At 61.2% G+C, this 7,433-nt stretch carries 7 protein-coding genes; all 7 read right to left on the reverse strand.

The genetic code is table 11. The features are described from left to right. Positions 1-52 precede the first annotated feature (52 nt). A complete protein-coding gene (locus HX873_RS29500) occupies positions 53-817 on the reverse strand; it encodes an ABC transporter ATP-binding protein (protein WP_008432141.1) in 765 nt (254 codons plus the stop codon). A gap of 13 nt (positions 818-830) precedes the next feature. Continuing rightward, on the reverse strand, positions 831-1,949 hold the full coding sequence (locus tag HX873_RS29505; protein ID WP_177123610.1) for a succinylglutamate desuccinylase/aspartoacylase family protein: 1,119 nt from the start codon (positions 1,947-1,949) through the stop codon (positions 831-833). Positions 1,950-1,958: 9 nt separating this feature from the next. After that, on the reverse strand, positions 1,959-2,669 hold the full coding sequence (locus HX873_RS29510) for an ABC transporter permease (RefSeq protein ID WP_003209532.1): 711 nt from the start codon (positions 2,667-2,669) through the stop codon (positions 1,959-1,961). After that, positions 2,666-3,394, reverse strand: a complete 729-nt coding sequence (locus HX873_RS29515; protein ID WP_102606225.1) for an ABC transporter permease — start codon at positions 3,392-3,394, stop codon at positions 2,666-2,668. The genes HX873_RS29510 and HX873_RS29515 overlap by 4 nt, the downstream gene beginning before the upstream one ends. Positions 3,395-3,451: 57 nt before the next feature. Further along, a complete protein-coding gene (locus HX873_RS29520; RefSeq protein ID WP_003213667.1) occupies positions 3,452-4,231 on the reverse strand; it encodes a transporter substrate-binding domain-containing protein in 780 nt (259 codons plus the stop codon). A 329-nt stretch (positions 4,232-4,560) separates the two neighbouring features. Continuing rightward, positions 4,561-6,195 carry an ATP-dependent DNA ligase gene (locus HX873_RS29525; RefSeq protein WP_177123611.1) on the reverse strand — a complete coding sequence of 545 codons (1,635 nt, stop codon included), beginning with the start codon at positions 6,193-6,195 and terminating at the stop codon, positions 4,561-4,563. Then, positions 6,192-7,196, reverse strand: coding sequence for a ligase-associated DNA damage response exonuclease (locus HX873_RS29530; RefSeq protein WP_003213671.1), 1,005 nt, complete (start codon positions 7,194-7,196; stop codon positions 6,192-6,194). Before HX873_RS29530 ends, HX873_RS29525 begins: the two co-directional genes overlap by 4 nt. Between the last annotated feature and the right edge of the window lie 237 nt (positions 7,197-7,433).

Consider the following 7,433-nt stretch of genomic DNA (forward strand, 5'->3'; position numbering starts at 1 on the left):
AACCATAAGTGGCCGTTACCTAAATAACGGATATACACCCAACCCCTGCGGGCTACTTCAAATTCCCACTCAAAAACTGCTGCAACCGCTCGCTCTTCGGATTACCCAGCACATCCTCCGGCGCACCCTGTTCCTCCACCAACCCCTTGTGCAAAAACAGCACCTGGCTCGACACCTTGCGCGCAAAGCTCATCTCATGGGTCACCATGATCATCGTCCGGCCTTCCTCAGCCAAACCCTGGATCACCTTCAACACCTCACCCACCAACTCCGGGTCCAGCGCCGAAGTCGGCTCGTCAAACAGCATCACCTCTGGCTCCATCGCCAGCGCCCGGGCAATCGCCACCCGCTGTTGCTGGCCACCCGACAAAAACGCCGGATATTGACCGGCCACCCGCGCCGGCAACCCAACCTTGTCCAGATACCGGCGAGCGCGATCCTCGGCGTCCTTCTTGCTGCAACCCAGCACCCGGCGCGGCGCCATGGTGATGTTCTCCAGCACACTCATGTGGCTCCACAGGTTGAAATGCTGAAACACCATCGCCAACCGCGTACGCAGGCGCTGCAACTCAGCATCATCCGCCACGCGCATCCCATGGCGGTCACTGACCATGCGAATCTGCTGCCCATCCAGCGTCATCGCGCCATCATTGGGCTGTTCAAGAAAATTGATACACCGCAAAAAGGTACTCTTGCCCGAGCCACTGGCGCCGATCAAGCTGATCACATCACCGGTCCTGGCCTTGAGCGAGACACCTTTGAGCACCTCATTGTCGCCATAGCTTTTATGCAGGCCTTCAACGGTCAATTTGTACATGGGGCGTGCATCCTCAAGGCGAAAGTAGGTAGCCGCTGCGATAGGCTTCAGTGCCTGCGACATGGGCAATGACCATCCCGGCAGTGGCCATGCGCCGCAGCGAACGAGCGTAAAGCAGCCCGGCATTGCGGCAATGCACTGGCGTTACGCGGTCGGAAATGGGGTCGATGATTTCGGCGATCAGTTGCCCGGCGTCCACGTATTCCCCAGGCAGCGCGCTGAATACCAGCAAGCCGCCCACGGGTGTGGCCACCGGCTCGACGCCCGCCAGCGGTGTGGCGGGGTAGGGCAATTCCGGCAGCGGTGCCGGCTCGCCGCTGATTGCGCCGAAGTGAATCAGGTAATCGATGATCGCCTGGCAGTCGAGGCTGGCCAGGCCGTGGTTGACGTCGCCCTGGCCGCGCAACTCGACGGTGACGGAAAAGCTGCCCATCGGAATCGGGAAGCGCTCGCCAAACCGTTGTTGCAATTGCCACCACACCAGCGTGAAACACTCATCGAACGACTGCCCACCGGAATCGGTAGCCAACAGGTTGGCTTCCGAACCGATATAGCGCGCCAGCGGCTCCACCTGCGGCCACGCCTCGGGGGTGGTGTACAGGTGTGCAACGGCTTCGAAGTCGCAGTGCAGGTCCAGCACCATGTCGGCATCACACGCCAGGCGTTGCAGCACCAGGCGTTGGGATTCCAGTTGTGTGACGGGCGTTTGCGCCGCCAGGGCCATGGTCAGCGCATCGCGGATCAGTTCGACGTTGTGCGCAGGATCATCTCCCAGCAGGCCGTCGACTTGATTGCCAACCTCGTCGGACAGGTCGACAAACAGGCGGTTGAAGTTCTGCCCGCTTTCCAGCTCGTAGCGGCCCAGGGGGATGTCCATCAACACCTGTTCCAGGCCGGTCGGGTTGGCGATCGGCACCAGCACGATCTCGCTGCGCAGGCGGCCGGTCGCAGCCAGCTCCGCCAGGCGCGCCTTCAAGTGCCAGGCCACCAGCATGCCCGGCAATTCGTCGGCGTGCAGTGACGACTGGATGTAGACCTTGCCTTCGGCCTGCTCCGGCCCGAAGTGGAAACTGTGGATTTGTCGCTCCGTGCCCGGCACCGGCGCCACAAGTGGATGAATCTGATGACGCATGAAGGCTCCTTAGTGGCTGGGGCCGAGAAAGGCCAGCCAGCGACGCTCCGCCAGACGAAACAGACCGACCAGGGCAAAGGTCACGGTCAGGTAGATCAGCGCAGCGATACCGAATGATTGAAAGGTCATGTAGGTGGCCGAGTTGGCGTCCCGGGCGACTTTCAGGATATCCGGGATGGTCGCGGTGAAGGCCACCGTCGTCGAGTGCAGCATCAGGATCACTTCATTACTGTAGTACGGCAGCGAGCGGCGCAGGGCCGACGGCATGATCACGTAGGCATACAGCTTCCAGCCGCTGAGGCCGTAGGCTTTCGCCGCTTCGACTTCGCCGTGGGCCATGCTGCGGATCGCCCCGGCAAAAATCTCCGTGGTGTAGGCGCAGGTGTTGAGGGCGAAGGCGAGAATCGTGCAGTTCATCGCATCACGAAAGAACGCGTCCAGCACCGGCTGCGCGCGAACCGCCGCGATGCTGTAGATCCCGGTGTAGCAAATCAGCAACTGGATATACAGCGGCGTGCCGCGAAACAGGTAGGTGTAGAACTGCACCGGCCAGCGTACCCAGCGATTGCGCGACACCCGCGCAATGGACAGCGGGATCGATACCAGGAAGCCGATGAAGATCGACGCGCTGAGCAGCCACATCGTCATGGCCAGCCCGGTGATGTGCTGGCCGTCGCTATAAAGGAAGGGGCGCCAGTATTGCTGGATAAGTTCGATCATCGCACTGCCTCCCGGGAGCCTGCGGAGTAGCGCCGTTCGAGGCGGCGCAGGACGAAGTTGGACGCGCTGGTGATCAACAGGTAGATAAACGCGGCGATCACCAGGAAATAGAACAGCTGATAAGTACTCTTGCCGGCATCCTGCGCGGCCTTGACCAGGTCGGCCAGGCCGATGATCGACACCAGGGCGGTGGCCTTGAGCATCACGCACCAGTTGTTGTTAATGCCCGGCAGGGCGAAGCGCATCATCTGCGGGAAGGTCACGAAGCGAAACCGCTGGCCACGCGTGAGCCCGTAGGCCGTGGCGGCCTCCAATTGGCCACGGGGCACGGCGAGGATCGCGCCGCGAAAGGTCTCGGTGAAATACGCACCGTAGATAAAGCCCAGGGTGATGACCCCGGCGCTGAATGGGTCGATCTCGATGTAGTCCCATTCCATAAAGTCGGTAAAGCTGGTCAGCCAGATTTGCAGGCTGTAGAAAATCAGCAGCATCAGCACCAGGTCGGGCACGCCGCGAATCAGGGTGGTGTAGATCTGCGCGGGAACCCGCAGGAACGGCAGGCTGGACAGTTTGGCAGTAGCCCCGAGCAGGCCCAGCAACACGCTGACGGCCAGGGAGAACACCGACAACTTGACGGTCATCCAGGTGCCTTGCAGCAACAGCGGGCCGAAACCCTTCAAGCTGAAGGCACTGAGCCCCAGGGTTTGCAAAAGATCTTCGAACATAAATCAGGACCTATGGCGATAAAAAAGCGCCCCTCCAGAGGAAGGGCGCCCCAGGCATTATTTGCCGCTGTACAGGTTCAGATCGCCAAAGTGTTTCTTCTGGATGGTGGCGTAGGTGCCATCATCGTGTAACGCTTTGATACCTTTATCCAACAAGGCCTTGAGGTCTTTGTTACCTTTTTTGATACCGACCGCAGTTTTGGACGGCAGCAGTGGATCGTCGATGGCCTTGCTGACTTCGTAGTCAGCACCGGCTGGCGACTTCAAAAAGCCCAGTTCGGCTTGCAGCATGTCCTGCACGGAAGCGTCCAGGCGGCCGGAAGTCAGGTCGGCGTACACCTGGTCCTGGTTGGCGTAGGCCTTGGTGGTGACACCGGCCTTGTCCAGTACGGCCTTGGCGTAGGCTTCCTGGATGGTGCCTTGCTCGTAGCCAACGCTTTTGCCCTTGAGGGACTCAGGCGTGGAGTAGTTCGCGCCCTTTTTGAACACCAGGGAAGTCGGGCCGGAGAACAGCTCGTTGGAGAAGTCGATCGCCTTTTCACGGGCTTCGGTCACGGTCATCGAGGAAATCACGCCGTCAAACTTGTTGGCGTTGAGGCCTGGAATCATGCCGTCGAAATCACTTTCGACCCACTTGCACTTGACCTTCAGCTCGGCACAGATGGCATTGCCCAGGTCGATATCGAAGCCCACCAGGCTGCCGTCAGCGGCTTTAGACTCAAACGGCGCGTAGGACGGATCGACACCAAAACGCAATTCCTTGTATTCCTTGGCCAGCGCGGAACCGGCGGCCATGCACAGAGCCAGTGCAGAAAGGGTCAGCAATGCTTTTTTCATTATGTAATCCCTGGAAACCAAGATAAGCGCTTGTGGCGCGGTTAGGACTGTTACTGAACGGTGTCAGACCGGACTCAAGTAGCAATTTCTGCACCATAGTTCCGAATGGTCGTTTTAAAAGGTGAGATTAAGGAGTTGTGCCAGTAGGAAATGCCCGAAAATGGGCATTGATCAATCTATGCATTATTTTGGGGCGTGTGAGGTTTTCAAATGTGGGAGCGGGCTTGCTCGCGAATGCGGTGGATCAGTCGGTACATGTATTGACTGACACACCGCATTCGCGAGCAAGCCCGCTCCCACATTGATCGGTGGCGTTCGTGAGAGGCGTGTCAGGCCAGTAAATCCTGCAGGGTCGCCAGGTTGTCGGCTTCCTCGACGGCCTTGTCCTGGCGCCAGCGCAACATCCTCGGGAAACGCACCGCAATTCCGCTCTTGTGCCGCTTGGACAGGGCAATCCCTTCAAAACCCAGTTCAAACACCATGCTCGGCGTGACGCTGCTCACCGGGCCGAATTTCTCCACGGTGGTCTTGCGCACGATGGCGTCGACCTTGCGCATTTCCTCATCGGTCAGCCCCGAATACGCCTTGGCGAACGGCACCAACGTACGCTCAGTACCGGGCGGGCCGTCCCACACCGCAAAGGTGTAGTCGCTGTACAGGCTGGCGCGCCGGCCATGGCCGCGCTGGGCGTAGATCAACACCGCATCGACGCTGAACGGGTCGACTTTCCACTTCCACCACACGCCCATGTCCTTGGTCCGGCCCACGCCGTAGAGCCCGTCCCGGGCCTTGAGCATCATGCCTTCCACGCCCAGGCTGCGGGACGCCTCACGCTGCTCTGCCAAGTCTTGCCAGCTATTGCCGATCAGCACTGGCGACGTGCGCAACGTTGGCTGGTCGCAGTCGCTGACCACCAGCTCCAGTTGCGCCCGGCGTTCGGCCTGGGTGTGGTTGCGCCAGTCTTCGCCGTGGTGTTCCAGCAGGTCATAAGCGAGCACGGCGACCGGCGCGTCTTCGAGGATTTTCTTGCCCAGGGTCTTGCGGCCAATGCGCTGTTGCAGCAGGGCGAAGGGTTGCACCGAGTCCTTCCACACCACGATTTCACCGTCGATCACCGTGCCATCGGGCAGGCTGTTTTCCAGGTCATGAAGCTCCGGAAAGCGCTCGGTGACCAGTTCTTCGCCCCGAGACCAGACCCACAAGCGGCCTTCGCGCTTGACCAGTTGTGCGCGGATACCGTCCCACTTCCATTCCACTTGCCAGTCAGCAGGGGAGCCGAGCAAGGCATCGAACTGTTCCACCGGCTGGGCCAGGCCATGGGCCAGGAAAAACGGATAAGGCTGCCCGCCACGCTGGGCGTGTTCGTCGGACGATTCGGCGGCAATCAGCTTCAAATAGCCTTCGGCCGTCGGACGGTTCGACAGGTCGGTGTAGCCCACCAGCCGCTGGGCCACGCGTTTGCTGTCCAGCCCGGCCATGGCGGCCAGGGCGCGGGTGACCAGCAACTTCGACACACCGACCCGGAAGCTGCCGGTGATCAGCTTGATGCAGAGCATCAGGCTCGGCTGATCCAGCTGTGCCCACAACGCGGGCAGGCGTTCTGCCAGTTCTTCTGGCGGCAGGCCGCGCAAGGGCAGGAGTTTTTCTTCCAGCCACACGGCCAGACCATCGTCCGAGGTGTGGGGCGATTCCGGTAACAGCAGGGAAATGGTTTCCGCCAGGTCCCCTACCGACTGATAACTCTCTTCGAACAGCCACGGCTCAATGCTCGCGGCTTCGGTGGCCATGTCCCGCAGCAACCGCGTGGGTACCAGTTGTCGGGGCCGGCCGCCGGATAAAAAGTACACCGCCCACGCAGCATCTTCCGCGGGCGCCTGTAGGAAATAAGCCTGCAAGGCGGCGAGCTTGGCGTTGCTGGAGGTGGTGGCGTCGAGGTTGGCGTACAGCTCGGCGAAGGCTTTCATGACGTGGCCTCCTCTTCGTCATCGCCGTATTCGGTGGTGAATCCCTGGGCATCCAGGCCCTTTTCCCGCAGGTGCCTGACCAATACGCCCACAGAACCGTGGGTGACCATTACCCGCTCGGCACCGGTTTGCTCAATGGCCCATAACAGTCCGGGCCAATCGGCGTGGTCCGAGAGCACAAAGCCGCGATCCACGCCGCGCCGACGCCGGGTTCCGCGCAGGCGCATCCAGCCGCTGGCGAAGGCGTCACTGTAGTCGCCGAAGCGGCGCATCCAGGTGCTGCCACCGGCGGAGGGCGGGGCGATGATCAGGGCCTGGCGCAACAAAGGGTCGGTCTTTTTGAAGTCGCCGGCGTAGAGGGTTTCAGGGATATAGATGCCAGCTTCGCGGTACACCCGGTTCAAGGGTTCGACCGCGCCATGGCTGAGGATCGGGCCGATGCTGGCGTCGATGCCGTGGAGAATCCGCTGGGCTTTGCCGAAGGAATAACAGAACAACACGCTCGCCTTGCCGGCGGCGATATTGGCCTGCCACCAGTCGTTGATCCCGGCAAAAATCTGCGCCTGGGGCTGCCAGCGGTAGATCGGCAGGCCGAAGGTCGATTCGGTGATAAACGTATGGCAGCGCACCGGTTCGAACGGCGCGCAGGTGCCGTCGGGCTCGACTTTATAGTCGCCGGAGGCGACCCAGACTTCACCCTGGTATTCCAGGCGCACCTGGGCGGAGCCGAGGACATGGCCGGCGGGGTGGAAACTCAAGGTGACGCCGTGGTGGCGCAGGCTTTCGCCGTAGGCCAGGGTTTGCAGGTTGATGTCCTGGCCGAGGCGCGAGCGCAGGATACCTTCGCCGGGGGCGGCGGCCAGGTAATGCTGGTTGCCGGTGCGGGCGTGGTCGCCGTGGGCGTGGGTGATGACCGAACGTTCCACCGGGCGCCAGGGGTCGATGTAGAAATCCCCGGCGGGGCAGTAGAGGCCTTCGGGCCGGGCGATAACAAGGTCCATGGGCGTGCCGTGGAGGTGGGCTTGTTAATTATGAGGCGGGGGCGGGTGGAGAAGTTCTATCGGAATGCATGCAATCAAATGTGGAAGCGGGCTTGCTGTGGCGAGGGGGCTTGTCCCCCGTCGGGCTCACCACAGATTGATGGGGCTGCTTCGCAGCCCAACGCGGGGCAAGCCCGCTCACCACAGCAAGCACGCCCCCACATTTTGATCCGGTTGAGTCCTGTCTCTTATACACAT

The organism is Pseudomonas sp. P7758, assembly GCF_013386485.1.
GTDB lineage: Bacteria > Pseudomonadota > Gammaproteobacteria > Pseudomonadales > Pseudomonadaceae > Aquipseudomonas.